Source organism: Leifsonia sp. Root112D2 (assembly GCF_001424905.1).
GTDB lineage: Bacteria > Actinomycetota > Actinomycetes > Actinomycetales > Microbacteriaceae > Root112D2.
The window spans coordinates 1,166,793-1,190,079 of sequence record NZ_LMCU01000001.1 but is presented as its reverse complement, the minus strand read 5'-3'; the positions used below and the strand labels follow the sequence as shown (position 1 = coordinate 1,190,079).

The 23,287-nt window shown below is 63.3% G+C and carries 25 protein-coding genes and 1 tRNA gene; 9 read left to right on the top strand and 17 right to left on the bottom strand.

Translation table 11 applies throughout. From position 1 onward, the window contains the following. Window positions 1–21: 21 nt before the first annotated feature. Both dcd and ASC63_RS05445 read right to left on the bottom strand, forming a co-directional pair. The gene (gene dcd, locus ASC63_RS05450) at window positions 22–627 is read right to left on the bottom strand and encodes a dCTP deaminase (RefSeq protein ID WP_055810620.1); all 606 of its coding nucleotides are present in this window, start codon (window positions 625–627) and stop codon (window positions 22–24) included. A gap of 73 nt (window positions 628–700) precedes the next feature. After that, entirely contained in the window at window positions 701–1,327 is a 627-nt protein-coding gene (locus ASC63_RS05445) for a hypothetical protein (protein ID WP_055810618.1), read from the bottom strand. Between the two features lie 134 nt (window positions 1,328–1,461). On the opposite strand from ASC63_RS05445, the gene ASC63_RS05440 reads away from it, so the two are divergent. The 5 genes from ASC63_RS05440 to ASC63_RS05415 all read left to right on the top strand — a co-directional run bounded on the left by ASC63_RS05440 (window position 1,462) and on the right by ASC63_RS05415 (window position 3,625). Beyond that, window positions 1,462–2,085 carry a TMEM175 family protein gene (locus ASC63_RS05440; RefSeq protein WP_055810616.1) on the top strand — a complete coding sequence of 208 codons (624 nt, stop codon included), beginning with the start codon at window positions 1,462–1,464 and terminating at the stop codon, window positions 2,083–2,085. A gap of 139 nt (window positions 2,086–2,224) precedes the next feature. Next, window positions 2,225–2,298 (top strand) — tRNA-Gly (locus ASC63_RS05435). A 184-nt stretch (window positions 2,299–2,482) separates the two neighbouring features. After that, window positions 2,483–2,686: a ribbon-helix-helix protein, CopG family gene (locus tag ASC63_RS05430; RefSeq protein ID WP_157487585.1), complete on the top strand. Its 204-nt coding sequence runs from the start codon at window positions 2,483–2,485 to the stop codon at window positions 2,684–2,686. Then, on the top strand, window positions 2,683–3,051 hold the full coding sequence (locus ASC63_RS05425; RefSeq protein ID WP_055810612.1) for a type II toxin-antitoxin system death-on-curing family toxin: 369 nt from the start codon (window positions 2,683–2,685) through the stop codon (window positions 3,049–3,051). Before ASC63_RS05430 ends, ASC63_RS05425 begins: the two co-directional genes overlap by 4 nt. 268 nt (window positions 3,052–3,319) lie before the next feature. Beyond that, on the top strand, window positions 3,320–3,625 hold the full coding sequence (locus ASC63_RS05415) for a hypothetical protein (RefSeq protein WP_055814963.1): 306 nt from the start codon (window positions 3,320–3,322) through the stop codon (window positions 3,623–3,625). 39 nt (window positions 3,626–3,664) lie between these two features. Here ASC63_RS05415 and ASC63_RS05410 read toward each other — a convergent pair whose 3' ends face one another. The 4 genes from ASC63_RS05410 to ASC63_RS05395 form a co-directional block, all read right to left on the bottom strand. Next, entirely contained in the window at window positions 3,665–5,428 is a 1,764-nt protein-coding gene (locus ASC63_RS05410) for a glycoside hydrolase family 35 protein (RefSeq protein ID WP_055814960.1), read from the bottom strand. A gap of 119 nt (window positions 5,429–5,547) precedes the next feature. Further along, the gene (locus ASC63_RS05405; RefSeq protein WP_055810608.1) at window positions 5,548–6,912 is read right to left on the bottom strand and encodes an ABC transporter substrate-binding protein; all 1,365 of its coding nucleotides are present in this window, start codon (window positions 6,910–6,912) and stop codon (window positions 5,548–5,550) included. Window positions 6,913–6,990: 78 nt separating this feature from the next. Beyond that, window positions 6,991–7,923: a carbohydrate ABC transporter permease gene (locus ASC63_RS05400; protein WP_055810606.1), complete on the bottom strand. Its 933-nt coding sequence runs from the start codon at window positions 7,921–7,923 to the stop codon at window positions 6,991–6,993. Further along, window positions 7,923–8,840, bottom strand: a complete 918-nt coding sequence (locus ASC63_RS05395) for a carbohydrate ABC transporter permease (protein ID WP_055810604.1) — start codon at window positions 8,838–8,840, stop codon at window positions 7,923–7,925. The genes ASC63_RS05400 and ASC63_RS05395 overlap by 1 nt, the downstream gene beginning before the upstream one ends. 101 nt (window positions 8,841–8,941) lie before the next feature. Here ASC63_RS05395 and ASC63_RS05390 point away from each other — a divergent pair, with 101 nt between their 5' ends. Further along, window positions 8,942–9,985 carry a LacI family DNA-binding transcriptional regulator gene (locus ASC63_RS05390; RefSeq protein WP_082487257.1) on the top strand — a complete coding sequence of 348 codons (1,044 nt, stop codon included), beginning with the start codon at window positions 8,942–8,944 and terminating at the stop codon, window positions 9,983–9,985. Here the strand turns inward: ASC63_RS05390 and ASC63_RS05385 are convergent. Together ASC63_RS05385 and ASC63_RS05380 are read right to left on the bottom strand one after the other, a co-directional pair. Beyond that, entirely contained in the window at window positions 9,978–11,264 is a 1,287-nt protein-coding gene (locus ASC63_RS05385; protein ID WP_055810600.1) for an SLC13 family permease, read from the bottom strand. The two genes, ASC63_RS05390 and ASC63_RS05385, sit on opposite strands and share 8 nt — an antisense overlap. Then, window positions 11,261–11,548, bottom strand: a complete 288-nt coding sequence (locus ASC63_RS05380; RefSeq protein ID WP_055810598.1) for a hypothetical protein — start codon at window positions 11,546–11,548, stop codon at window positions 11,261–11,263. The genes ASC63_RS05385 and ASC63_RS05380 overlap by 4 nt, the downstream gene beginning before the upstream one ends. Before the next feature lie 213 nt (window positions 11,549–11,761). On the opposite strand from ASC63_RS05380, the gene ASC63_RS05375 reads away from it, so the two are divergent. Beyond that, on the top strand, window positions 11,762–12,742 hold the full coding sequence (locus tag ASC63_RS05375) for a HAMP domain-containing sensor histidine kinase (RefSeq protein ID WP_055810596.1): 981 nt from the start codon (window positions 11,762–11,764) through the stop codon (window positions 12,740–12,742). Between the two features lie 4 nt (window positions 12,743–12,746). Beyond that, complete coding sequence (locus ASC63_RS05370; protein ID WP_055810593.1) at window positions 12,747–13,403, top strand: response regulator; 657 nt, start codon at window positions 12,747–12,749, stop codon at window positions 13,401–13,403. A 48-nt stretch (window positions 13,404–13,451) separates the two neighbouring features. Here ASC63_RS05370 and ASC63_RS05365 read toward each other — a convergent pair whose 3' ends face one another. Continuing rightward, on the bottom strand, window positions 13,452–13,718 hold the full coding sequence (locus ASC63_RS05365; protein WP_055810591.1) for a type II toxin-antitoxin system RelE family toxin: 267 nt from the start codon (window positions 13,716–13,718) through the stop codon (window positions 13,452–13,454). Beyond that, window positions 13,715–13,933, bottom strand: a complete 219-nt coding sequence (relB, locus tag ASC63_RS05360; protein ID WP_055810589.1) for a type II toxin-antitoxin system RelB family antitoxin — start codon at window positions 13,931–13,933, stop codon at window positions 13,715–13,717. Before relB ends, ASC63_RS05365 begins: the two co-directional genes overlap by 4 nt. Before the next feature lie 138 nt (window positions 13,934–14,071). Here relB and ASC63_RS05355 point away from each other — a divergent pair, with 138 nt between their 5' ends. After that, window positions 14,072–14,866: a FadR/GntR family transcriptional regulator gene (locus ASC63_RS05355; RefSeq protein ID WP_055810587.1), complete on the top strand. Its 795-nt coding sequence runs from the start codon at window positions 14,072–14,074 to the stop codon at window positions 14,864–14,866. Here ASC63_RS05355 and ASC63_RS05350 read toward each other — a convergent pair. The 7 genes from ASC63_RS05350 to ASC63_RS05320 form a co-directional block, all read right to left on the bottom strand. Then, window positions 14,851–15,687 carry an amidohydrolase family protein gene (locus tag ASC63_RS05350; RefSeq protein WP_235491854.1) on the bottom strand — a complete coding sequence of 279 codons (837 nt, stop codon included), beginning with the start codon at window positions 15,685–15,687 and terminating at the stop codon, window positions 14,851–14,853. The two genes, ASC63_RS05355 and ASC63_RS05350, sit on opposite strands and share 16 nt — an antisense overlap. Further along, on the bottom strand, window positions 15,684–16,022 hold the full coding sequence (locus ASC63_RS05345; RefSeq protein WP_055810583.1) for an L-rhamnose mutarotase: 339 nt from the start codon (window positions 16,020–16,022) through the stop codon (window positions 15,684–15,686). Before ASC63_RS05345 ends, ASC63_RS05350 begins: the two co-directional genes overlap by 4 nt. After that, complete coding sequence (locus ASC63_RS05340; protein WP_055810581.1) at window positions 16,019–17,200, bottom strand: mandelate racemase/muconate lactonizing enzyme family protein; 1,182 nt, start codon at window positions 17,198–17,200, stop codon at window positions 16,019–16,021. The genes ASC63_RS05345 and ASC63_RS05340 overlap by 4 nt, the downstream gene beginning before the upstream one ends. A gap of 28 nt (window positions 17,201–17,228) precedes the next feature. Then, the gene (locus tag ASC63_RS05335; protein ID WP_235491829.1) at window positions 17,229–18,134 is read right to left on the bottom strand and encodes a carbohydrate ABC transporter permease; all 906 of its coding nucleotides are present in this window, start codon (window positions 18,132–18,134) and stop codon (window positions 17,229–17,231) included. A 2-nt stretch (window positions 18,135–18,136) separates the two neighbouring features. Next, on the bottom strand, window positions 18,137–19,078 hold the full coding sequence (locus ASC63_RS05330; RefSeq protein ID WP_055810577.1) for a carbohydrate ABC transporter permease: 942 nt from the start codon (window positions 19,076–19,078) through the stop codon (window positions 18,137–18,139). Between the two features lies 1 nt (window position 19,079). Then, complete coding sequence (locus ASC63_RS05325; protein ID WP_055810576.1) at window positions 19,080–20,453, bottom strand: ABC transporter substrate-binding protein; 1,374 nt, start codon at window positions 20,451–20,453, stop codon at window positions 19,080–19,082. 131 nt (window positions 20,454–20,584) lie between these two features. After that, a complete protein-coding gene (locus ASC63_RS05320; RefSeq protein WP_055810574.1) occupies window positions 20,585–23,200 on the bottom strand; it encodes a right-handed parallel beta-helix repeat-containing protein in 2,616 nt (871 codons plus the stop codon). Window positions 23,201–23,287: the final 87 nt, after the last annotated feature.

Below are 23,287 nucleotides of genomic sequence, written 5' to 3'. Positions count from 1 at the left end.
GGTGGCGTCAGCCGGTGCCGCTCAGTTGCCGAGGCTGCCCGCATCGGTGGATGAGACATCCGTGCGGTGAAAATTGAGGAACGATCGCGAGGCGGTCGGCCCGCGCTGGCCCTGATAGCGCGAGCTGTATTCGCCCGAGCCATACGGGTGCTCGGCTGGCGAGGAGAGCCGGAAGAAGCACATCTGGCCGATCTTCATGCCCGGCCACAGCTTGATGGGCAGGGTGGCGACGTTGCTGAGCTCGAGGGTGACGTGGCCGGTGAAGCCGGGGTCGATGAAGCCGGCGGTGGAGTGCGTGAGCAGGCCGAGGCGGCCCAGCGAACTTTTGCCCTCGAGGCGCGCCGCCACGTCGTCGGGCAACGTGACCTGCTCGTAGGTGGAGCCGAGCGCGAACTCGCCGGGGTGCAGAATGAACGGCTGCTCGCCATCCACCTCCACCAGGTGGGTCAGATCGGGCTGATCCTCGGCGGGATCGATGAACGGATACTTGTGATTGTCAAACAGACGAAAGAAACGATCCAGGCGAACGTCGATGCTCGACGGCTGGATCATCTCGGGCTGGTACGGCTCGAGCGCGATGCGCCCGGTGCCCAGCTCGGCCTTGATGTCTTTATCAGAAAGCAGCACGTTTCTAGCCTACTGGGCGTGCTACTGGCGTCGGTTGCGCTTGCTCCAGCGGCACGGCCGCCGTGCGCCGACCTCAGCCGATGGCGAACCTGACCGCCACCACCGCGCCGACCATCAGCACGGTGCACACGAGGATGCCGAACGCGGCGGTCAGCGCGGGGTGACGCTCCCAGGCCTGCAGGTTGCCGCCATATTCGAGCCGCAGTTGCGGCCACGTCATCTCGGCTTCTTCCACGCGCACCGGCACGTCGTAGAAGTCGATCATCGCGGTGAGATCCTCGGGATGCCAGAGCGGGCTGCGCAGGCGAAGCAGGGTGCGGCCCGCGGCATCCGTCACGAAGACCTGCTGGGAGATCTCATCGGTGTACGAATCGCGCACCTTGACTATCAAAACCGCGCGGATGTTCTCGGCGGGGGTGAACGTCATGCGACTGAAGTACTCACGCTCGCGGATGCCGTCGGCGCTCAACAGCACACCGGCGCCCCGCAACCGCGCCGACCCGAGCGCGAACGCGGCGAGAAGCGCGAGATGGGCGATGGCAAAGGGCACCCAGCGCCCGGGCGGGATCGTCACCAAATACACGGCGAAGAAGAGCGGAGTGGTGAAGGCCAACCACACGATCCACGCCGCAGACAACAGCCTGCGTCGGGGCTGGAAGAAGCGAGAGCCGTCACCCCGTTGCATTCCCGTGCCGTCCATCCACGCTCCCCTCGGAATACCTTATGTGTTCAGGCGGGCCAGGTCAGCGCCGATTCGCATCGGATACCGCCATCTCTACCCCCAATTCACGGTGCGTGGTTACGCGGGCGAACCGCTCGCCATAGCCTGAATGCATGCCAACGACGCGCGGCCTGGACAGACTGGTGTTCTTCACTGATGCCGTGACCGCCATCGCCATCACTCTGCTCATCCTGCCGCTCGTCGATTCCGTGACGGAGGCCGCGAAATCCGGCCTCAGCCCGACGCAGTTTCTCGCGGACAACGTTTTCGAGCTGGCCGCATTTGCGCTCAGCTTCGTCGTGATCGCCCGACTCTGGGTCGCGCACCACTCGACCTTCGAGCACATCGCGGCGTACAACCGCCCACTCTTGCTGCTGAGCCTCACGTGGGCCTTCACCATCGTGTTCCTGCCGCTTCCGACAGCGATGATCTCCCAGTTCGACGCCGTGCCGGCCACCATCGCCCTCTACATTGGCACCATGGCGGCCAGCAGCCTCACGGTGACCGTGATCGTTTTGCTCGTTCGCCGACATCCGCTGCTTGAGCTTGAAAGCAACCCGATCGACGATCGCAAGGTCTTTGCGAATATCGTGACGACGACGTGCTTTCTGGTCGCCCTTCTTGTGGGCACGCTAGTGCCGGTGATCAACTTCTTTGCGCTGCTGCTCCTGCTGCTCGGCTCCCCACTGCAAGCGATCTATGATCGCCGCGCCAGGAACTCTGCCGCTCCTCGCTGACTGCGCCGTCGGCAACTGGCATCGAGAGTGTCACTTCGTGCCGAACTCAGCCGACCGACGGGCCGCTCTCGGCACCAAATGGCACTCTCGATGGCGGTCATCGATAGTATGGATGCTGCCCGGCGCCTTACGCCGGCACGCGGATGTAGTTCAATGGCAGAACTTCAGCTTCCCAAGCTGATAGCGCGGGTTCGATTCCCGTCATCCGCTCCAATAGAAGAGTCCCGGTCAAAGCCTCTTTTTGAAGGAGATTCGGACCGGGACTTCTTCACGTAGACAGGCCATTCGTGCCAGTTGCGTGCCAGACGGGTCTTCAAAGAGGCCCTTTTCAGGCCTTCCAGACACCACGAGGTACCTTGTGGTACATTCATAACACACCACCGGAAGGAGACGGCTCATGGCTATGAATTTGCGACTCGATACCGAGCACGAGGAACTGCTGGATGCTCTGGCTGCACAGGAGCGCCGCACGAAGACGGAGATTGTGAAGATCGCCATCGAAGAGCGTGCCGCCAAGGCCGACAAGAGCACCCGCACCAGGGCGATCTTCGAGCGCATCATGCAGGAGGACGCTGAGCTGCTCGACGCTCTCTCCAAGTGACGGAGTATCTAGAACCCACCGACGTTGACGATCTCATCGCGTCGGTGGGTTTCCATGTCCGCGACCGCAACCTATTGCTGTCTGCCCTCGCAGCTCCGCTTCCTGTGTTCGGTGAGGAGGTCTACCTCAGCCTCTACAACAAGGCGGCTGCATTACTGACCGCGATCAATAGAGACCACCCACTATCCGATGGCAACAAGCGTCTGTCCTGGATCGTTACGAAGGGTTTCCTTGCTCTCAACGGGCATGACCTCTCCGCTGACAGCGTGAGCGACGGTGACGAGTTTGTGCGCTCGGTGGCAGACCACCAGGTCGAGTTCATCGAAGTTGCTAATTGGATCGAGACGCACAGCACCCGTCTCTGACCTCAGGCCCTTTTCGACCCGTTCTTCATCGCGGCGCTCATCGTTTTGGGGGGGCACCTCTTCCCATAGTCGGCACAAGGGTCGACCTGAAGCAGAACGAGTTGAAGTTCAATAGCGAGTCGGAGATCTCTGGTCGGCCTCGCGGGGTACGCCACCCTCGGAGGCGTCTTCTTCCTCGTCTCGGCCATCCGCCTTCAGCGCGCAATGAAGAACGACAACCGTTAACCCGGTGGACTACACTCCAGCCAACAAACAGAAGGAAAACATCATGTCTACAAAGATCACCATCATCATCGACAACCCCGCAGACGCCGATGCATTCGAGGGCGCCTACCCGAGCCTGGTCGCTCTCGCGCGGCAACTCCCGAAGCTACAGCGACTTGAGTCGGCCAAGGTCTGGCCGAAGGAGGACGGTACGGCGACCCCTGCCCACAGAACGCTCGATCTGTACTTCGACAGCTACGACGACGCGTCAGCCGCCGTGGCCGTGCCAGAGGGCGGCGCCTTCTTCGGGCAGCTCGTCGGTACCGGGGTTTCGTTTACCGGTCTTTTCTCCGACATCGAGCTCGACTGAGGCAGCGGTCGGGCCCACACGTGACCAACGTGCCCCGGGCTACGACTCGGTGTGTCCCAGGTCGGGGTGCGCGACGAAGCACACCTCGCTCGTCGCGGCGGTCTCGAGTTCGAGCACCACTATCTCGTTGTCGCCGGGCGTGAGGATGGGGCCGGGCACGAACAGGGTGCGCTGCGGGCCGCGTGACCAGTAGCGGCCCAAGCAGAATCCGTTGATCCAGACGGCGCCCTTGCCCCAGCGGGAGGTGTCGAGAAAGAGGTCGCGGGCATCCGGGGCAGTGAAGTGACCGCGCGCGAAGATCGGGCCTGCGAGCCAGCCAGGCGCGCCGACCGGCGCCTCGTTGAGCGCCGAGTTCACCGAGGCGAGCGAGCCGAGGGCAAGGGGCAGAATGCTCCAGCGTCCGAGCCGCTCGCCATTGAGCCGGGCGGGGCCGATCAGGCCCTTCGGTTCGCCGATGCGCGAGCCGTAGTCCACACGGCCCTGGTCTTCCAGCAGGATCGTCAGGGTGCCACGGCTCGGCGCGAGAGAGATGGCTCGGTCGTGGTGGTCGCGGGCCAGCACGCCCACGCGCGCACCGTTGACGAAGACATATGCCCTGTCGCGTATGTCATCGAACTCGAGCATGGCCGGCTCGGTGGCATCGATCTCTGTCGTGTACAGCGCGAGTCCGCTGTAGTGCCCCAGCGCATCCAGCGTCGGCAGCTCGTCATGATGTGACCACTCGCCGAGACGGTCGGCGACAGCGAGAACGCTCACCGTCTGGGTCAGTGCCGCCGTGAATTCCGCGGAGGGCGCCGCCGCCACAGGCTTCTCGTCGGGGACATCCGCATACTTCGCAATCACCTCGCGGAACGCCCAGTACTTGGCCGTCGGGTTACCCGCCTCGTCCAGGGGTGCGTCGTAGTCGTAGCTCGTGACCACCGGCTGATAGACGCCCTTGTCGTTCGCCCCGTTCGTGAAGCCAAAGTTGGTGCCGCCGTGGAACATATACAGGTTCACGGATGCGCCGGCCGCGAGCAGGTCATCCAGGTCGGCGGCGCTGTCGGCGACCGACGTGACGTGATGGTGCCCGCCCCAGCTGTCGAACCATCCGTTCCAGAACTCGGAGCACATCAGCGGGCCGGTCGGCTGGTGTTCACGCAACGTGGCAAGTCGTTCCATCGAGCGCGACCCGAACGATGCGGTCTTCAGCAGCCCGGGCACCGAACCGTTCTCGAGCATGTCGCTCTGCGGCTGGTCGACTGTGGTCAGCGGCACGGTGATTCCGGCCCCCCGCGTCACCGAGACGAGCGCCTCAAGGTAGCTGGAGTCGTCACCGTAGGCGCCGTACTCGTTCTCGATCTGCACCAGAATGACGGGGCCGCCGTTGCTGATCTGCAGCGGCTCCACGATGGCCAGTACCTTCTTCAGGTAGCCGCTGACGGCATCCATAAACTGCGGTTCATTGCGCCGGATGCCGACCCCCGGCTGCGCGAACAGCCACGCCGGCAGCCCGCCGTTGTCCCATTCCGCACAGATGTACGGACCGGGGCGAACTATCGCGTACATGCCCTCGTCGGCGACCGTCTGCAGAAAGCGCCCCAGATCGAGCCAGCCCGACTGCTGCCATGAGCCACACTGCGGCTCGTGCTGGTTCCACGGCACGTAGGTCTCAATGGTGTTGAGGCCCATGAGCCTGGCCTTGTGGATGCGATCGGCCCAGAGATCCGGGTGCACTCGAAAGTAATGGATCGCACCCGAAATGATCTGAAAGGGGTGACCGTTCGCGACGAAGTCGTCTCCATCGATCTCGAACGTGCTCATGTATTTCTCCTGCTTGTGCTGCCGCTGTCGCATCCGCTGCAGTCGCTGCGTGACGGTGAGGTGGCCGGCCCCGAGCCTCGGGGTCGGCCACGCCACGGTTTGCCTAACTTCGAGGTGCTTTACTTCGAGGTGACCGTGAAGCCTTGCTGGTTTCCGTAATCAACCAGCGACTTCTGCCACGCCTTCAGGCCGGCGTTCAGGTCGGTGTTCTTCGCGTACGACTGGCCGACGGTATCGGCGAAGATGCTGTTCGCGTACACCTGGAACGGCAGGTAAGACCAGCCGGTCTGAACATCCTTGGCACCCTGAACGAGAACCTCGTTGATCTTCTGGCCACCGAAGTAGTCGGGTGCCGAAGCCAGGAAGTCAGCCGAGTTCAGATCCTTCGTCGTCGACGGGAATCCGCCCGACTTCAGAAAGACGTCGATGCTCTCGGGGCTGTTGTTCAGCCACTTGAGGAAGCCCGCCGCAAGCGCCGGGTTCTTGCTCTGCTTCATGACCACCTGCGCGCCGCCGCCGTTCTCGGAGTTGGTCGCGGTGCCGTCGTAGGTGGGCGTCGGGGCGACGCGCCACTGACCGGCGCCGTCTTTCACCGACGACTCGAGCACGCCCGGCATCCAGGCGCCGGTCACGAGCGTGGCGATGGTGCCGTTGCCCAGCGCCTTGTACCACTCGTCGCTCCAGCCGGGCGTCGAGGAGAGCAGCTTATTCTCAACGAGCTCGTTCCAGGCCGAGGTCCACTTGGTGGTTCCGGCATCCTGCAGGTTGATGGAGACCTTGCTGCCATCAACGGTGAACGGATGCCCGCCGGCCTGCCAGATCATGCTGGTCGCGAATCCGGCGTCTCCGGTGTCGCTCGTGATGTACTTCGTGGGGTCTGCCGCGTGCAGCTTCTTGGCGTCGGCGACGTACTCATCCCACGTCTTGGGAACGGTGAGCCCGTACTTGTCGAAGACCGTCTTGTTGTAGAACAGCGCCATGGGGCCGGAGTCCTGCGGCAGGCCGATCAACTTGTCGCCGATGTTGACCGAGCTCCACGGGCCGGGCGTGTAGTCGTTCTTGAGCGAATCGAAGCCATACTTTTTCAGGTCGACGAGAGCATCGCCCAGCGCGAACTGCGAGAGGGCGTAGTACTCCACCTGAGCGACGTCAGGGGCACCCGATCCGGCCTTGACGGCGTTCTGCAGCTTCGTGTACTCGGTGGTGTTGGTGCCGGCGTTCACGAGCTTCACGTGAACCTTGGGGTACGCCTTCTCGAACGCGGCAACCTGTGCTTCGGCGGAGGGCGTCCACGACCAGTAGGTGATGGTGCCGCCCTTTTTCAGCGCAGCCGTGACATCCGCTTCACTGCCGGATGCCGACGAACCGGTCGAGCCGGTGGTTGCGCTCGAGCAGGCAACCAGGCTCGCGCCGATCATGGCGGTTGCTACCAGAGCGGTTGCGACGCGGCGCAGTGCCGACGTCGAGCGTGTGGTGCTCTTCATGGTGTTCCTTTCACTTCGTTGTTGATGAGGATTGGGCAGGACGCCCGGGAGGGGTGAACCAAGGGTCGAACGACGCCGTTATTGCTTGACGCTGCCTGCGCTCAACCCCGACTGCCAGAACCGCTGCAGAAAGAGGAAGGCGACGACGATGGGCACGATGGTGAGCAGCGAGCCCGTGATCACGAGGTTGAAGATCGGCTGCGCCGCCACTCCTGTGGCCTGGGCGCTCCATTGGGCGAGACCGACGGTGAGCGGGTACCAGGTGGGGTCGCTGAGCATGATCAGGGGCAGGAAGTAGTTGTTCCAGGTCGCGACTATCGCGAACAGCATGACCGTGACAATGCCGGGGGCGAGGAGGCGCAGCGAGATGGTGAAGAAGGTGCGGAATTCGCTGGCGCCATCCATGCGGGCGGCCTCGAGAAGCTCATTCGGCACGGCGTCTATCGCGTAGGTCCACACGAGATAGAGACCGAACGGGCTGATGAGAGAGGGCAGGATGACCGCCCACGGTGTGTTCGTGAGCCCCATCTGGCTGAACAGCAGGAAGGTGGGCACGGCGAGCGCGGTACCGGGAATGGCTACCGCTCCGAGAACCACGGCGAAGACGGCGCGCTTGCCGGGAAACTTGTATTTGGCCAGCCCGTAACCGGCAACCGTGGCGAGCACCGTCGCGCCACCGGCACCGACCACAACATAGAGCAGCGTGTTGCCGAACCACTGCAGAAAGATGCCGTTGTTGTACGTAAAGGTGTCGGCAATGTTCTGGAAGAACGAGAAGCCGTCGCCGAACCAGAGCCCGAACGAGGAGTACAGATTGGGCTGGTCTTTGGTGGCGTTGATGATGAGCCACAGCAGTGGCACCAGCGAGTAGATCACGAAGATCACCATGAGGATGGTGAGCAGCAGCGACTTGCGCTGACGAGGGTTACGCCGCGAGGTGGGCCGCGGCCGAACGTATGCGCGCCGCGTCGGGCGGCGTCGGGTCGTCGCCGTTGGTGTCACGGTGGCCATCAGCGGTTCTCCTCTCGGGTTCCGCGTAACTGCACCACGTACGCGATGACCGCGGTGATGACACCCATCACGATGGCCACGGTGGCGGCGTAGTTGAATTGCTGGCCCGCGAACGACAGGTTGTAGGCATACATGTTCGGCGTGAAGAAGCTGCTGATGGCGTTGGGCGCGAGCGGCTTGAGCAGGTTCGGCTCGTTGAAGAGCTGGAAGCTGCCGATGATGGAGAAGACGGTGGCGATGACTATCGCGCCGCGCAACGCCGGAATCTTGATGCTGAAGACGGTGCGGATGGCCCCGGCCCCGTCGATCTCGGCGGCCTCGTACAGTTCGGGGGAGATCACGCGCAGTGCGGCGTAGAAGATGAGCATGTTGTAGCCCATGAACTCCCAGGTGACGATGTTGCCGATCGAACCGAGAATCCACGAGGGGCTGAACGGCTGCAGATGGATGCCGAGCAGCGAGTTGACGCTGGCGGTGAGCCCGAACTGGTCACCGTAGATGAACCCCCAAATGAGTGCGGCCACGACACCGGGCACCGCGTATGGCAGAAAGATCGCGATGCGGAAGAAGCTCGAGCCGTGCAGCCGCGCACTGTCGAGCGCGAGCGCTGCCAGCAACGAGAGCGCCAGCATGATGGGTACCTGAACGATCAGGAACAGCGTCACGCGACCGAACGATTCCCAGAATTTGGTGTCCGTGAAGACATGCACATAGTTGTCGAAGCCCACGAAGGCGTTTCCGCCGATCAGCTGCTGCCTGAACAGGCTCAGGTAAAGCGCGTAGATCACCGGAGCCACGATCATGGCGAGAAAGACGATCATGAAGGGCGCCACAAAGGCCCAGCCCCGCCAGTCGCGGCGTTCCCGCCGGCGCGTGAGCGTCGCGTTCCCGCTTGCGCGTATGGACGTCGTCGTCATGAATGTTCCTTTACCGATTCGACGGATGTTTACGTCAACATCTGCAGGGGTAACATAACATGTTGACGTCAACATGCAACACCTTCCCAGAAAGTGACCCGATGACCGACACCCCGTCAACGCGACGCCCCCGCCCCACGCGCGGGCCGTCGATGGGTGATGTCGCCGCACACGCGGGGGTCTCGTCGCAGACGGTCTCGCGCGTGGCCAATGGGCTGAGCAACGTCGAAGAGACCACGCGCAGCCGGGTGCTCACCTCGATGCAGGTGCTGGGTTATCGGCCGAACAAGGCGGCCCGCGCGCTGCGATCGGGCCGCTTTCGCAACATCGGCGTGGTCATGTTCACGCTGTCGTCGTTCGGCAACATGCGCACCCTCGACGCGATCGCGCTCTCGGCCGCGCGGGCCGGGTACTCGCTCACCATCGTGCCGGTCGAGCATCCGACCCAACAAGACGTGAGCGTCGCGTTCACGCGCCTGCTCGAGCAAGCGGTCGACGGCATCGTCATAGTGATCGAGGCGCATATCGTCGACGAGGCAGACGTCGAGCTGCCGCCCGGACTGCCCGTCGTGGTCATCGACTCGTCCGCGCGCACGGACTACCCCGTTGTCGACACCGACCAGGCGCTCGGCGCTCGGCAGGCCACGCAGCACCTGCTGCAGCTGGGGCATCCGACCGTCTGGCATGTTGCCGGGCCGGAATCCTCCTACTCGGCGGCCCGTCGCGAGGGGTCGTGGCGGGAGACCCTGGAGGCCGCGGGTCGACCGGTTCCTCCGGTGTTCCGGGGCGACTGGTCAACGGCATCGGGCTACGAGGCAGGCCTGCAGATCGCCCGGCAGCCGGATGTCTCGGCCGTCTTCACGGCGAACGACCAGATGGCGCTCGGCGTGCTTCGCGCGCTGCACGAGAAGGGTCGCCGGGTTCCTCACGACGTCAGCGTGGTCGGCTTCGACGACATGGCCGAGTCGGATTCGTTCTGGCCGCCGCTGACGACCGTGCACCAGGACTTCGACATCGTGGGACGCCAGGCCATCGAGATTCTGCTCACCGAGATCGAGCACGGGCTGCGCCGGCCGGCCACCGTGGTGACCCCGACGCGACTCGTGGTGCGGGAGAGCACCGGGCCATTCGCGCGCCTCACATGAAGTAGCGCAGCCAGACATACACCCAGGCGATCACGGTGCTGAACACGGTCACCACGATGCCGTATTTGGTGAATTGCCAGAAGCTGATCGGATGCCCGGCTCTGGCCGCCATGCCTATCGCTACGACGTTCGCACTGGCGGCCACCGCCGTTCCATTGCCGCCGAAGTCGGCGCCGAGTGCGAAGGACCACCACAGCGCCTGGCCGGTCTGCGCATCCGGAACCTGCGCAACGAGGCCCTCGACGATGGGCGCTATCGTGGCGACGTAGGGGATGTTGTCGAAGAACGCGCCCAGCACGGCAGATCCGAACAACAAGGCGGTCGCTGCAGCGAATGGGTTGTCTCCGAGGGCATGCAGGCTCCAGCCGCCGATCACTTCAATCACGCCCGTGTTCACGAGAGCGGCCACCATCACGAAGAGACCGGCGAAGAAGACGAGGGTCTGCCACTCCACCTCACGCATCGCATCCGCGACATCTGAGCGCGAGACCAACAGCATCACCCCGGCGCCGAGCAGCGCCACTATCGACGGCTCGACGTTCAAGACGGAGTGCAGCACGAAACCGGCGACCACAGCCGCGAGCACAATCATGCTGCGCACCAGGAGGCGGCTATCGGTGATGGCATCGCGCTCACGCAACGCCATCACCTCGGCAACATGCTGCGGGTTGTACTCGAACCGCTTGCGGAACAGCACCCAGGTGAGCAGCACGAACGCCACGAAGACAATCGCCACAATGGGCGACATGTGAATGAGAAAGTCGTTGAAGGTGAGCCCTGCACGACTGCCGATAATGATGTTGGGAGGGTCGCCGATGAGCGTCGCCGCACCACCGATGTTGGAGGCGAGAATCTCGGCGATCAGGTACGGCTGGGGCGCGATTCGCAGGCGGGAACAGACCACGATGGTCACCGGCGCGATGAGCATGATGGTGGTGACGTTGTCGAGAAACGGCGAGGCGATGGCGGTGATGACCATGAGCATGACCATCAGCCGGTACGGGCGCCCGCGCGACATCTTTGCCGCCCAGATACCGAGAAAGTCGAAGACTCCGGTCTGCTTGATGACGGCGACGATGAGCATCATGCCGAACAGCAGGAAGATGACGTTCCAGTCGATGCCCGCGTGTTCGGAGTAGAACACATCGGCACCCGGGATCAGCCCGAGCACCGCCATCAGGCCGGAGGCGATCAGAACAACCTTGACCTTGCCGACCTTCTCCGTAGCGATGAAGTAGAACGCCACGAGGAAGATGGCGAGGGCTATCGCCCCGCTCACAGGGTGAGGCCTCCGTCGCCGGTGTCGCCGGCCAGATCTGCGACCCGACGCTCGAGCTCGGCCATCCGGTTGGTGAGGGGCCTGCTGTGGATGATCGCGCCGACCAGGTCTGCCTCGTCTGCCTGCAGAACGATGGTCGCCACCGGCTCGGAGCCGGTCGGTCCATAGACGTAGAGCTCGCGCTGGCCTGAGCGATCCACCAGGATTCTGAAGTGCTGCCCGTCGCGGGTGATGCAGTCGTGCAGCACTCCTGCACCCGGCACGGTGGTCTGGGTGATGTCCATTCTCGGGCACGCTCCGTTCCGTCTCGGCAAATCGGCTGCTCCCAGCCTTGTCGAGATAGCGCCGGGCCACTATTGGGTGCAGCACCCATCTTCACCGTGCATTCGGGCCGAAGAGCCGCACAACGTGAGCGTCGACCCGGATGGACAAGGGCAGCCCATGTTGCGACGATGGGTGGAACCAGTGCCCAAGACGAATGGCGGGTGGCCAAAGCAATGTCACATGTGCGCGCGAGACGCCCGATCCAGACCTTGTTTCGGCGCCTGTTTCTCATCAATGGGCTTGTCTTCGCTGTCGGAACGCTTCTGCTCGCCTTCTCACCGGCCACCGGTTCATCGGCGCCGCTTCTGGCGGAACTGCCCATTCTGATCATCGGGCTGGCGTTGATTCTCGCCGCCAATGCCTTGCTGGTGCGGGCGAGCCTCGCGCCGCTCGCGGCACTCACCTCGGTAATGCAGCGGGTCGACCTTCTGCGCACCAGGGACCGCATACCCCACAGCGAGAAGGGCGATCTCGGGCAGCTGATTCGCGCGTTCAATGAGATGCTCGACCGTCTCGAGGCCGAACGCACGGCCAGCAGCGCGCACGCCCTGGCCGCGCAAGAGGGCGAGCGGCAACGCATCGCCCAGGAGCTGCACGACGAGATAGGCCAGAGCCTCACCGTGGCGTTACTCGGCCTCAAACACGTGGTCGAGCAGACGCCCGATCATCTGCGCGAGGAGGCGCTGATGGCGCAGACCGCGGTGCGCTCCAGCCTCAACGAGGTGCGCCAGGTTGCCCACCGCTTGCGCCCCGGCGTTCTCGCCGACCTGGGCCTGCACAGCGCGCTGAGTTCGCTGAGCAGCGAATTCTCGCTCTCGAGCGGGCTCGATGTCACGGCCGCCATCGACACCACGCTGCCCGCCCTCAGCGACGAGGTCGAGCTGGTGCTGTACCGGGTCGCACAGGAGTCCCTCACCAATGTGGCCAGGCATTCGGGCGCCACCGAGGCAGAGCTGGCGCTGAGCGCCACGGATGCCGGGGTCACCCTGCGCATCACCGATAACGGACGCGGCGGCCCCATTCACGAAGGCGCGGGAATCAGGGGAATGCGCGAACGCGCCCTGCTCATCGATGCCGAGCTGGAGATCACCACCACCGCGAGCGGCGGCATCGAGGTGTGCCTGAGCGCGCCCGGCACGACACGAGGGGACTGAACGGATGTCTGTTGCACGAACGCGAATTCTGCTCGCCGACGATCACGCGCTGGTTCGGCGCGGTCTGCGTCTCATTCTCGATGCCGAGCCCGATCTCACTGTCGTGGCGGAGGCATCCGATGGCGCAGAGGCTGTGGCGGCCGCCGTCGAGGGCGAGATCGACCTGGCCATTCTGGACATCGCCATGCCCCAGATGACCGGAATTCAGGCGGCGCGGGAGATCTCGCGTCGTTCGCCGGAGATTCGCATTCTGATCCTCTCCATGTACGACAACGAGCAGTACTTCTTCGAGGCGCTCAAGGCCGGCGCCTCGGGCTACGTTCTCAAATCGGTCGCCGACCAGGACCTCATCGAGGCCTGTCGGGCGGCGATGCGCGGCGAGTCATTTCTCTATCCGGGCGCCATCACCGCGCTGATCCGCGACTACCTGCAGCGTGACCGGCAGGGAGAGCGACTGCCCGCCAATATCCTGACCGCGCGGGAGGAGCAGATCACCAAGCTGATTGCCGAGGGCAATTCGGCCAAACAGATCGCGGAGTCGCTATCCATCAGCGTGAAAACGGTTGACAGGCACCGGGCGAACATCCTGCAGAAGCTCGGTATGCGCAACCGCCTCGACCTGACGAAGTTCGCGATTCGCACCGGCCTCGTTGAGCCCTAGCTTCCGCCCACGTGTCGGTCGTCCAGCTAGACCGCCGTGCGTCCGTGTTCAGAGCTTGCTGTAGACCTCGCGACGGTGTGCAACCTCAACGATAAGAATGAGGATCTGGTCGTCGTCGATATTTGTGAGGATCCGGTAGTCGCCGACTCTGTAACGCCAGAACTCCTCGTTCACGAGCTTCTTGCCGAGCAGGCGCGGATTGTCAAGCTGGGCAAGTTTTTGCTCAAGAAAACCCCGGATACGCTTCGCCGCCACTGGATCAAGTTTTCTGACCTGTTTCGCAGCCTTCGGAGTGAATCTGATCGCGTAGCTCACGCAGGCCAGACCACGTCGGCAAGGTCGATCGCATCATCGTTGGACTGAGCGAATTCCTCCAACGCGTCTTTTGCCAGGAGGTAGTCCTCGTTCTCGTCCAGATACTGTGTCAAAGCTTCGGTGGCATAGAACGTTTTCGACCGCCCAGTGCGCGCGGACAAGTACTGCAGACGGCGCTCGGTTTCATCGTCAACGCGGAGATTGATTTGCGGCATTGATCGCTCCTTAGATTGCTATACAAATATAGCACTTTGCCGTGGATTGACGCGTAAGCGTAGAGGACTCAGAGATATTGGTGGCACGTCGCGTCATCATCGACCGGCGCCGACGCCACCGCGAGTAAGGTCATACGTATGGTGTCAGAGTCGATGGCCGCGTCCCGGTTGATTCCTCAGCGCTTGCCTGCCGGTCGGCTCGGCGTTGCCGTCGTCGCAGAACTCGTTGACCTGATCGTGACCGAGCAGCTCAAGGAGGGCGACTTGTTGCCGCCGGAGGGTGTTCTCAGCGAGCACTTCGGCGTCAGTCGCACCGTGCTTCGCGAGTCCGTCAAGCGGCTCGAGGAGAAGGGGTTGGTCATCGTCTCGCAGGGCCGCGGCACGCAGGTACGCGCCCCTGGTTACTGGAACATGCTCGACCCGGTGGTTCTCTCGGCCCTGATCGACAACGATGAGAGCCTCGGCGTTCTCGACGAACTGACGATCGTGCGGGCCAGCCTGGAGTCAGCGATGGCCGGCGCCGTTGCCGAGTCACACACTTCGGAGGAGCTGCGTCGCCTGCAGAACGCCCTCACCGCCATGCGCGAAAGCGAGTTCGAGACTGACTCGTTTCGCCAGGCCGACGTCGTCTTTCACTATGCCCTCATGGAGATCTCCGGCAACGGACTGGCCGAGAACATCGCGAAGCACCTGTACAAGCGCGCCGTGGAATCCAGCCGCTATCAGGGAATCAACCCACCCGATGCGGTGCCTCTCACCTTGGACGAACACGGAGCGATAGTCGACGCCATCGCACGAAACGATGTCGCGGGCGCGCAGAAGGCCATGCACGACCACATTCACGTGTCGTGGGAACGTCGGCGTCTTCCCGATCATTCGCCACATGTGCGTTCCGACGGAGCCGAGGAATCCGACGATCAGTCGAGCGAGTAGATCTCCGCTGCGTTGAGCCCGAAGATGTGCTCGCGCTCCAACCCGCTCAGCGCACCGAGCAGTCGCTCCGCGGATGCCTTCCACACGCCAGCACCTCCGCCCAGCTCAACAAGCGGCCAGTCGGAACCGTAAAGCAGGCGATCCGCGCCAAACGCATCCAGGGCTACATCCACGACCGGCCGGAGATCGTCGCTCTGCCACGCGCCGGGGGCGAGCCCCGAGACCAGCCCGGAAAGCTTCGCGGCCACATTGGGCAAACGCGACAGCGCAAGCAGGTCTGAACGCCAGTCGCTCAACTCGCAGCCGGGCGCCGGAGGCCCTCCCAGATGGTCAAGAACGAACTGCAGGCCCTCATGCTGCGCTGCCACGGCGGATGCCTGCGGCAGCTGCCAATCCCGCACCACGAAATCGAATCGCAGGCCTTGCGACTGAAGCGCCGACAGTCCCCGCCCCACGTCCTCCCGCAGCAGCCATTGCGGATCCGGGTCGATGTGGGCGAGATGCCGAACGCCCACTATCGGCACGGACGCCGCGGAGCGCAGGCGCTCGAGCTGTGCGGAAACGTCTGCGGTGAGATCGACCCACGCCACGACACCGACCACCACGGAGTGGTCCAGCTGCGACAGCCGGATGCTCTCGTTCAGGCTGTTGGTTCCCTGCACGACGACCGCTCGGGAGCATCCGGTGGCTGCGAGCATCTGCTGCAGCTCGGGCTGCTCAAAGTCGCGATCGATTGCACCCATTGTCTCGGGGTCGATCCAGTGCTGTGGGTCGACGGCGCGGTTCCACAGGTGAACGTGGGCATCGATACGAGTCGTCATGCCAGGTGCCACACCTCGTCGATGGGTTGCCACAGCGAGCCGGCATCGCGTTCGTCGGCGATCCGCACCTGGCACGGGTCGGTGTGCGTCCACCACTCTTGCGACACGGGGTCGGCGGCAATGCGCTTCATGTCAGCGTCATGGTCGTCGCCGACGTATTCGTAGTAGGCGAACAGCACGTCGTCGAAGACGAAGATGCTGTAGTTACGAATGTTGCGTTCGCTCAGCTTGGCCTCGACGCCGGGCCACACCGCCGCGTGAAGGCGAAGGTACTCCTCGCGCTTCTCGGGCCGCACTCCCACCACGAAGGCGTGCCGCTCGGGCTGCTCCATCATCCCTCGGCCCTCGGCTTCGGCGTGGGCTCGTCGATGACATCGGGCTCGGCGACCAGCCGCAGCGCGGCGCGCTCCGGTCTGATGTGGGGGCCCGACGCCGGTGGCCCTACAGGCGTCGTGGTGGCAGAGAGCACCTTCGCCTCGTCGACGATGATGCCGAGACCCGGCCGCTCACCAAGCACTATCCCTCCATCTTCGAACTGCTGGTCGACATCCAAGCCGACGGGAAAGGTGAGGTCCTGCACCTCATGGGTGAGCAGGTTGGGAACGGCGGCGGCGGCATGCGCTATCGGGTTGGCGTTGTACGCCACCGGGCTCACCGGCAAATCGTGCGCATGGGCGAGGGTTGCGACCCGAAGAAAGTTGGTGATTCCCCACACATTGCCGACCTGCACAATGTCAATGGCGTTAGCGTCAAGCAGGGGCCGGTACTGTTCCAGCCCGGTCAGGTTCTCGCCGCTGGCAATCGCAGCTCGCACCTTTCCTCGCAGTGTCGCAAGCCCCGCAGCATCCCAGCGTCGCAGCGGTTCTTCCACCCAGGTGAGGTCGAAGCGCTCTTCTATGGCAGCCACGTACCGGCCTGCTTGCGCAACGTTCCATGATTCGTTGGCGTCGAACATGAGAGCGGGGTGACGCGAATTGCGTTCGAGTATGCCCCGCATGATCTCGAGCCGAGGAAGATCCCGCTCGATGTCGCGCCCGCCCTTCAGCTTGCCGGCCTTGAACCCCCGATCGGCGAACTTCTCGTAGAGCGCGGCGAGATCTTCTTCGGAGAGCCCGAATTCCAGACCGGATGCGTAGGCCGGCACGAAACGTTCGCGGCCTCCCAGCATGCGCCACAACGGCTCGTCGGCCGCCTTCGCCTTGATGTCCCACAGCGCCATGTCCACGGCGCCGATCGCACCGAACACCGATCCGGCGTGACCGCTCTTGAACACCCAGTCGAGCATCCGGTCGTAGAGCGCGGTGACCGACCTCGGATCTTCGCTCTCGATCGCGGGAAATATCCGGGCAATGTCCGCGTGTGCGCCGAGGCCCACTCCCTCGATTCCGGAATCGGTCTCGATGATGAGCACCGGCACGGTGGTCGTGTTGCCGCTCATGACGCCGTTGACGTCGCCGGTGACCCGGCCCCAGTCGTGCACGGTGTTCAGGCTGCGGTAGCCGGTTATTTTCACTTGATGTTCTCCTGATATGCCAATGCGGTCATTCCTTGGTTCCTCCCGCCGTCATGCCCGCAACGAGGAATCGCTGAGAGAAGAGGAAGACGATGAGAACTGGAAGGATCGAAATGATTGTGGCCAACGCCAGGGTCGGCAATTGTACGGAGTCCGATCCGGCAGAACTGGGATTGAACGCCGGGGTCGCGGCCAGCAGCGAGGTTAGACCGACCTGAATCGGATACCCGTCACTGGAGGGCAACATGACGAATGGCAGGAAGAAGTTGTTCCAGTTCTGAACGAAGCTGAAGAACGCGACGAGCGCCACAATGGGGGCGGCAAGCGGCAGCGCGATGCGCGTGAAGACCTGCACCTCGCTGCAGCCGTCGATGCGCGCAGCTGCGAGCAGGTCGCGCGGGATACTCGTGGAGAAATAGATGTACGTGAGATACACGCCAAAGGGAAAGAACGACATCGGCAGAATCACCGAGAGCGGCGAACCGATCAATCCGACACTGTTCAGCTCGAGGAACACCGGCAACACCAGCGCCGTGCTCGGTATGAGCATCACGACCAGCGTCAGAACCAGCAGCGCCTTGCGCAACTTGAAATCGGTGAGCGCCAGCGCGTACCCGGCGGGAATGCTGGCGATCAGGGTGATCACCAGCGCGCCGAGCGTGTACAGCGCGGAGTTGCCGATCCAGACCGTCACGGCCCCGTCTTGAAAGCCGAACAGCTGATTCCAGTTCGCAATGAAATCGGTCCACGAGCCAATGGCGAACGGGTTCGAGACGATCAGCGCCCGTGAGGTCTTCGTGACGGCGAAGAGCAGCCAGATGATGGGAATCACGAAGAACAGCACGAAGAGAACGAGTATCAGCCCGGCGACAGAGCGCCCGCCCCACGCGGGAAGCCCGACACCCTGGCGACGTTCGGTGGAGAGTGAAGTCATCGTCATTCCTTCTCGAAGAGGCCGCCGCGAGTCACGAAGACCCACGACAGCAGAAGAGCGACCACCAGCAGGATGAGCGATATCGCGGCCGCGCCGTTGAAGTCGTTCTGCTGAAACGCGTACTGATAGGCCAGCTGGTTGAGCGAGTAGTCGTTGGGGACCACCGCGTTACTGGCCTGGCTGAGCAACTGTGGTTCGACGAACAGCTGGGTTCCTGCCGCGAGCGACATCACACCCATGTATGCAATCCACTTGCGAAGCATCGGCAACTGGATGCGCATCGCGATTTGCGACGCATTCGCCCCGTCGATGCGGGCGGCCTCGATCACGTCGGTACTCACGTTGTTCAACGCGCCATACATGATCACTATCCAGCCGCCAGCTCCGGTCCAGAAGGCGATGATCGCGAAGATGACCGGCAGGTTTCCCGGCTGGATCACCTGCACAAAGCTGTTCATGCCCATCAGGCGCAGAAGGCCGCTGACCGGGCTGGCAGTCGGGTCGAGAACGAACAGCCACAGCAGCACGCTGGATGCTCCGGCAAGCGCCCCGGGGAGATAGTAGATAAAGCGCAGCGTCGTGCCTGCCCAGCGCACTCTCACCGCGTGAACGATGAGCGACAGCGCCACCACGAAGATGACAAGCATCACCAGCCAGATGACCAGGTACAGCGTGACGTGCAGCACCGCCGGCCAAAAGCGGAAGTCGGTGACGACCTTGACGAAGTTGTCGAGGCCGGCGAATCCGCCATCACCGGTAGTGAACGCGAGTACCAGCGCGTAGATGGCCGGGACGATGCCGAAGGCCAGGGCGAGAACCGTGTAAAGAGAGACGAAGACGTACCCGATGGGCACGCGCCCGGCAGGGCGTCTCTCGGGCCGAGCCGACCGCCGGCGCGCATTCGCGCCGGCGGTCAGTTGGTCGCTCGGAGGAGCGAGGGTCATGTTAGTTCACCTTGTATCCGTCGACCTTGGCCTGGTTCTCGATCGCCGTCTGCCAGGCGGGCAGCAGCTCGGAGATCGTCTTGCCTCCGGCGACGCCCGTGGTGATGGTCTTGGCCCAGATGGCCTCCTGGCTGAAGATTCCGTAGCCCCAGCCGTCCCAGATCTGGGAGGCCGCGGTCACGATGGGCTGCAGGGGCGTTGCAAAGTACTTGCTGGCGTCCTGCTTCGCGATCCACTTGTCGGCGGCCGCCGAGTACGCGGGGTAGCCCGGTGCGAGGTCGACCTGGTATGCATCCGCCGTCGTGACGTACTGCACGAACTTCTCGGCCGCCTTGAGGTTCTTCGAGTGGCTGGAGATGAACCAGGTGCCGCCACCGACGTTGCCGGTAGCCGCCTTGTCCTCACCCTTCCAGGGAAGAGGAGCGGCAACAGCCAGCTGGCCGGCGGGCACGTTGAGCGACTGGGGGTTGTTGAAGATCGCGCCGGCGTACCACGCGGGGCCGGGCATCATCAGCACCTTGCCGGTGTACTTCTTCACGAACTCCGGCGTGAACACGCTGACGGGCGGAACCGTGCCATTTTCGCGAAGCGTGTCGAGCAACGAGGCAGCGCGCTTGCACTGCGTTGTGTCTGTCTTCACCGTCACGGCCTTGGGTCCGGTCACATTGTTGGCCTCACACTTGCTCGCCCACATGAACACCTCGGGGGTCCAGGCGTCTCCCGCCGTACCGATGATGTATCCAGGGTGCTCGCTGGCGACCTTGGCGCCGAGAGCCTCGTAGTCTTCCCAGGTCTTTGGAATGCTGTACCCGAACTGGTCCATGAGCGACTTGTTGTACCAGAGCACCGCCTGGGCCAGGTCGTTGCGTAGGCAGTAGACGTGGCCCTCAACGGTGCACGGGTTGAGCGCGCCCGCAGCAAAGCCGTCAAGAGTCTTTTGAGGCACAAGGCCCTTGTCGAGGGTGGCGGCGAAGGCCTGCTTGCCACCGCTCTTCTGGCTTGCCCAGGCCGCGTCGGTATTCTGGGAGGAGAACACGACATCGGGCCAGCCGCTGCCGGCCCTGTCGAAGAGCTGCATCTTCGTGCGGAAAGAATTCGACCCGTTCGCCGAGCCGTCATACGAGACGACCTTGATCTTGGTGTCGGGGTTCGCCTTTTCAAATGCCTTCGCGGCGGCCTGGCGATCCGCGTCGACCCAGACGGTTATCGTCGAGGAGGCGTTCTGCTTGGCTTCGGGAAAACCGTACGATCCGTTCGTTGTGCTCGTCCCGGTGCTGCACCCGGTAAGAGCAAAAAGCGCCGTTGCGGCGCCAAGTGCGGTGACGGTCAGCGCCGATCGGCGGCGTGAACGCACCACATGGTGGATTCCGATCATGAGATGTCCTTGTCTTGTCGACTTCATTGACGACTCCGAGGAGGCGTAGTACAGATAATAGGGCATACGTATGATGTTTGTATAGACCGCGCACAGAGGGCGGAGCTTCACGCTCCGCCCCTCCGATCGCGCTAATACGTCAGCGAGTCGAACTGGTTGATCGCCGACTGGGTGGTGTTGTGCGAGGTAGAGAAGATGCCGGCATCCTGCGTGCCGGCCGCGGAGGCCAGTGTGACCGGCGAGCCGACCGGCACATAGTTCACGCCATCGTACGAATACGAGGCCGAGAACGACATTCCCGAGCGGGTGAGTCGCACCCAGACGGGCCTGTGGCTGTCGACGTTCGCCTTAGCATCCGTGTCGAGATAGCCGTCACCGTTGGAATCCCATTCGAAGACCACTCCGTTGCGAGCCGTCGCAGCCACGACGGCGCATCCTCCCGATGCTCCAGCCTTCGTCATATCGTTGCGCACCATGATGCCCGACTTCGCCCACGGATCGGCGTCGTTCACCGACACCACCCGAACGGAAGCGCTCGAGGCGTCGCTGAATGAACCGGCGCGGTAGATGGCCCCGAACTGGTCATCATGCTGGCCACCGGCGCCCCAGACGTCTGCGCCCTTCGCGGCGATGCCAAACGCCTTACCGTTCTGGCCGAAGTACGCACTCAGGGCGGATGCCCCTGCCATGCTGAACCCCGATGCGAGCGGTGAATCGGTCGAGCATCCGGTGAACCCGAACAGGTTCGCGTTCAGGGCGGTGCGGTACTGCGCTTCGACTCCGGATGCGCAGATCACTGCGCGAGCACCAGCCGGCCAGTCAGCACCATTCACCTTGATGTTGTTGACCAGCTTGTTGTTGTGCGCCTCGGCATTCGGCGCCGACACGCCACCGGAGTTGTACCAGTTGTTCTGAATGACGTTGTCGCTGGTGTTATTGCGCAGGCTGTACGCGTTTGTGAACACGAACGAGCCGCCCTGCACGACGTTGCTCTCCCAGGTCATCGACCGTGAGCCCTCGTCCAGGTAAAGCCCGACCCCGGAGATGTTGAAGAGATAGTTCTTGTCGAAGGTTGATCCAGGGTTGGCGGAGAGGTTGTAGATGGTTCCGCCGTCTGCGAATCGCGACTTCGTGTTGTGAACGAGGTTCGCCTCAACGCGGGTGTTCTTCAGCGTGGTCGGCGTCGTGTAGAGCGTGTTCCACTTGTAATAGCCGCGATCCACGTAGTCGTTCGAGCCGCCGGCGTCGTTGATGCCCCATCCGAAACCGGTGTCGATTCCGTCGTACGGCACGTTGGAGACCTCATTGTGAAGAATGCTGGCATTCGTGACGTAGGTGCTGAGAATGCCGCTGTTGTCTTTGTAATCGACGGACACCCGGTTGATCGTGTTGTTTTGAATCAGGATGTCCTTGTTGGTCATTCGCGAATCGCTCGGGTGATGCGCGTCGGGCAGAACACCGCCGACGACCACGCCATGCCCGCTGTCCTCCATGAAGCGGTTGCCCACCACGCTGATGTTGCTGGCACCGAGACCGATTCCAGACGAGGTGGCGTTGGCGTCGTTTCCGATTCCCAGGGCCGACTGGCCAAGGTTGGTGAACGTGTTACCCGTGAACGAGATTCGGCTCGCCGCCGACACCTGCACGGCCGCGGGCTCCTGGAACCAGTCGGTGCGGGCGCGCTCGAACATCTCGCAGCCACGCGAGCAGCTGGTGAACGCATCCGCGGGGCGGTAGTCGTACGCGCCCTTGATGAACGTTCCGTTCTGCTGGTCTGCATATCCGTCGACGGATGGGCCCATCCACGAGGTGCCTGTGAACTGGATGCCGCTGAATGCAAGCCCCGTCACCGGCTTCTGGTAGGTTCCACCGATGCTGACGAGCGACTGCAGGCGCGGCAGTTCGACATCGAGGCTGTTCGGGTCGATCCCTGCCGCCGGCTTGTAGTAGAGCGTGCCTGCATCGGGATCGATGTACCACTGGCCGACCTCGGTGAGGAATCGAAGGGAGTTGTCCAGGTACCAACTCGGCCCGGCCAGGAACGAGTTCTGCACGGTGTCCCAGCCCCAGGTGTTGTTGTTCCAGGCCGGCTGCTTCATCGTGATCTCGCTGCCGCTGATGCTTTTCACCGGCGAGTAGCGGTTGGTGAAGTCCCCGAGCGACTCGAATTCGATGCGCCCCTGGTCGGGGAGCGTCGCGAGGGAGCTGAGCGCGGGGTTCTTGATGGTCAGTCCGGTCGCCGTGGGCGTGACATCCGAGTTTGCCAGTCGCATCGCTGCGCGTGGCGCTATCGTTCCGTTCACGAAGAGCTGGCGGGTGTCGAGCCCACTCGGGGTCGAGGCCTCCCAGATGCCGGAGCCGGCATCCGATTTCACCCAGCCACCGACTTTCGTGGCCCCCGAGATCACAGGGTGCGCACCGGGTGCAGCCTTCCACTCGATCGTGTGCTCGCCGCCTCCGTCGTTCGCCCGAAACTGCAGCGGCTTGGTGATGCGGTAGGTGCCGTCGGCGAGTTCCACCCTGACGTCGCCACGGTGTGCCTTACCCCGCACGATGTTTTGGGCATGCTCGAGCGAGCACGGCCGGGTTTGAACGCAATTGCCTGAGCCGCTGCCGTCGGGCGACGCGAAGTACGTCGTCGATGGAGCAGCCTGGGCGCTGAGCGGAAAGAGTGCCGATGCGACGACGAACCCGGCGCTGAGCACGGAAAGCGCCGCAACTCGGCGCCTCCTTCGTTTCGTTGTCAATCCTTGAGTGTCTGACGTCAATGTCATGTCTGATTGCTCCCTTTGTTCGGAGGGCTACAGTGTCCCCAGAACAAGGGATATCATACG

Bases quoted from the DNA above. Each gene is read 5' to 3' on its own strand.
- ASC63_RS05445 (WP_055810618.1), bottom strand. From the start codon at position 1,327: ATGGACGGCACGGGAATGCAACGGGGTGACGGCTCTCGCTTCTTCCAG.
- ASC63_RS05380 (WP_055810598.1), bottom strand. From the start codon at position 11,548: ATGGACATCACCCAGACCACCGTGCCGGGTGCAGGAGTGCTGCACGAC.
- ASC63_RS05325 (WP_055810576.1), bottom strand. From the start codon at position 20,453: ATGATCGGAATCCACCATGTGGTGCGTTCACGCCGCCGATCGGCGCTG.
- ASC63_RS05400 (WP_055810606.1), bottom strand. From the start codon at position 7,923: ATGGCCACCGTGACACCAACGGCGACGACCCGACGCCGCCCGACGCGG.
- ASC63_RS05375 (WP_055810596.1), top strand. From the start codon at position 11,762: ATGTCACATGTGCGCGCGAGACGCCCGATCCAGACCTTGTTTCGGCGC.
- ASC63_RS05405 (WP_055810608.1), bottom strand. From the start codon at position 6,912: ATGAAGAGCACCACACGCTCGACGTCGGCACTGCGCCGCGTCGCAACC.
- relB (WP_055810589.1), bottom strand. From the start codon at position 13,933: ATGCCGCAAATCAATCTCCGCGTTGACGATGAAACCGAGCGCCGTCTG.
- ASC63_RS05355 (WP_055810587.1), top strand. From the start codon at position 14,072: ATGGTGTCAGAGTCGATGGCCGCGTCCCGGTTGATTCCTCAGCGCTTG.
- ASC63_RS05395 (WP_055810604.1), bottom strand. From the start codon at position 8,840: ATGACGACGACGTCCATACGCGCAAGCGGGAACGCGACGCTCACGCGC.
- ASC63_RS05335 (WP_235491829.1), bottom strand. From the start codon at position 18,134: ATGACTTCACTCTCCACCGAACGTCGCCAGGGTGTCGGGCTTCCCGCG.
- ASC63_RS05440 (WP_055810616.1), top strand. From the start codon at position 1,462: ATGCCAACGACGCGCGGCCTGGACAGACTGGTGTTCTTCACTGATGCC.
- ASC63_RS05350 (WP_235491854.1), bottom strand. From the start codon at position 15,687: ATGACGACTCGTATCGATGCCCACGTTCACCTGTGGAACCGCGCCGTC.
- ASC63_RS05370 (WP_055810593.1), top strand. From the start codon at position 12,747: ATGTCTGTTGCACGAACGCGAATTCTGCTCGCCGACGATCACGCGCTG.
- ASC63_RS05390 (WP_082487257.1), top strand. From the start codon at position 8,942: ATGACCGACACCCCGTCAACGCGACGCCCCCGCCCCACGCGCGGGCCG.
- ASC63_RS05415 (WP_055814963.1), top strand. From the start codon at position 3,320: ATGTCTACAAAGATCACCATCATCATCGACAACCCCGCAGACGCCGAT.
- ASC63_RS05345 (WP_055810583.1), bottom strand. From the start codon at position 16,022: ATGATGGAGCAGCCCGAGCGGCACGCCTTCGTGGTGGGAGTGCGGCCC.
- ASC63_RS05430 (WP_157487585.1), top strand. From the start codon at position 2,483: ATGGCTATGAATTTGCGACTCGATACCGAGCACGAGGAACTGCTGGAT.
- ASC63_RS05410 (WP_055814960.1), bottom strand. From the start codon at position 5,428: ATGAGCACGTTCGAGATCGATGGAGACGACTTCGTCGCGAACGGTCAC.
- ASC63_RS05330 (WP_055810577.1), bottom strand. From the start codon at position 19,078: ATGACCCTCGCTCCTCCGAGCGACCAACTGACCGCCGGCGCGAATGCG.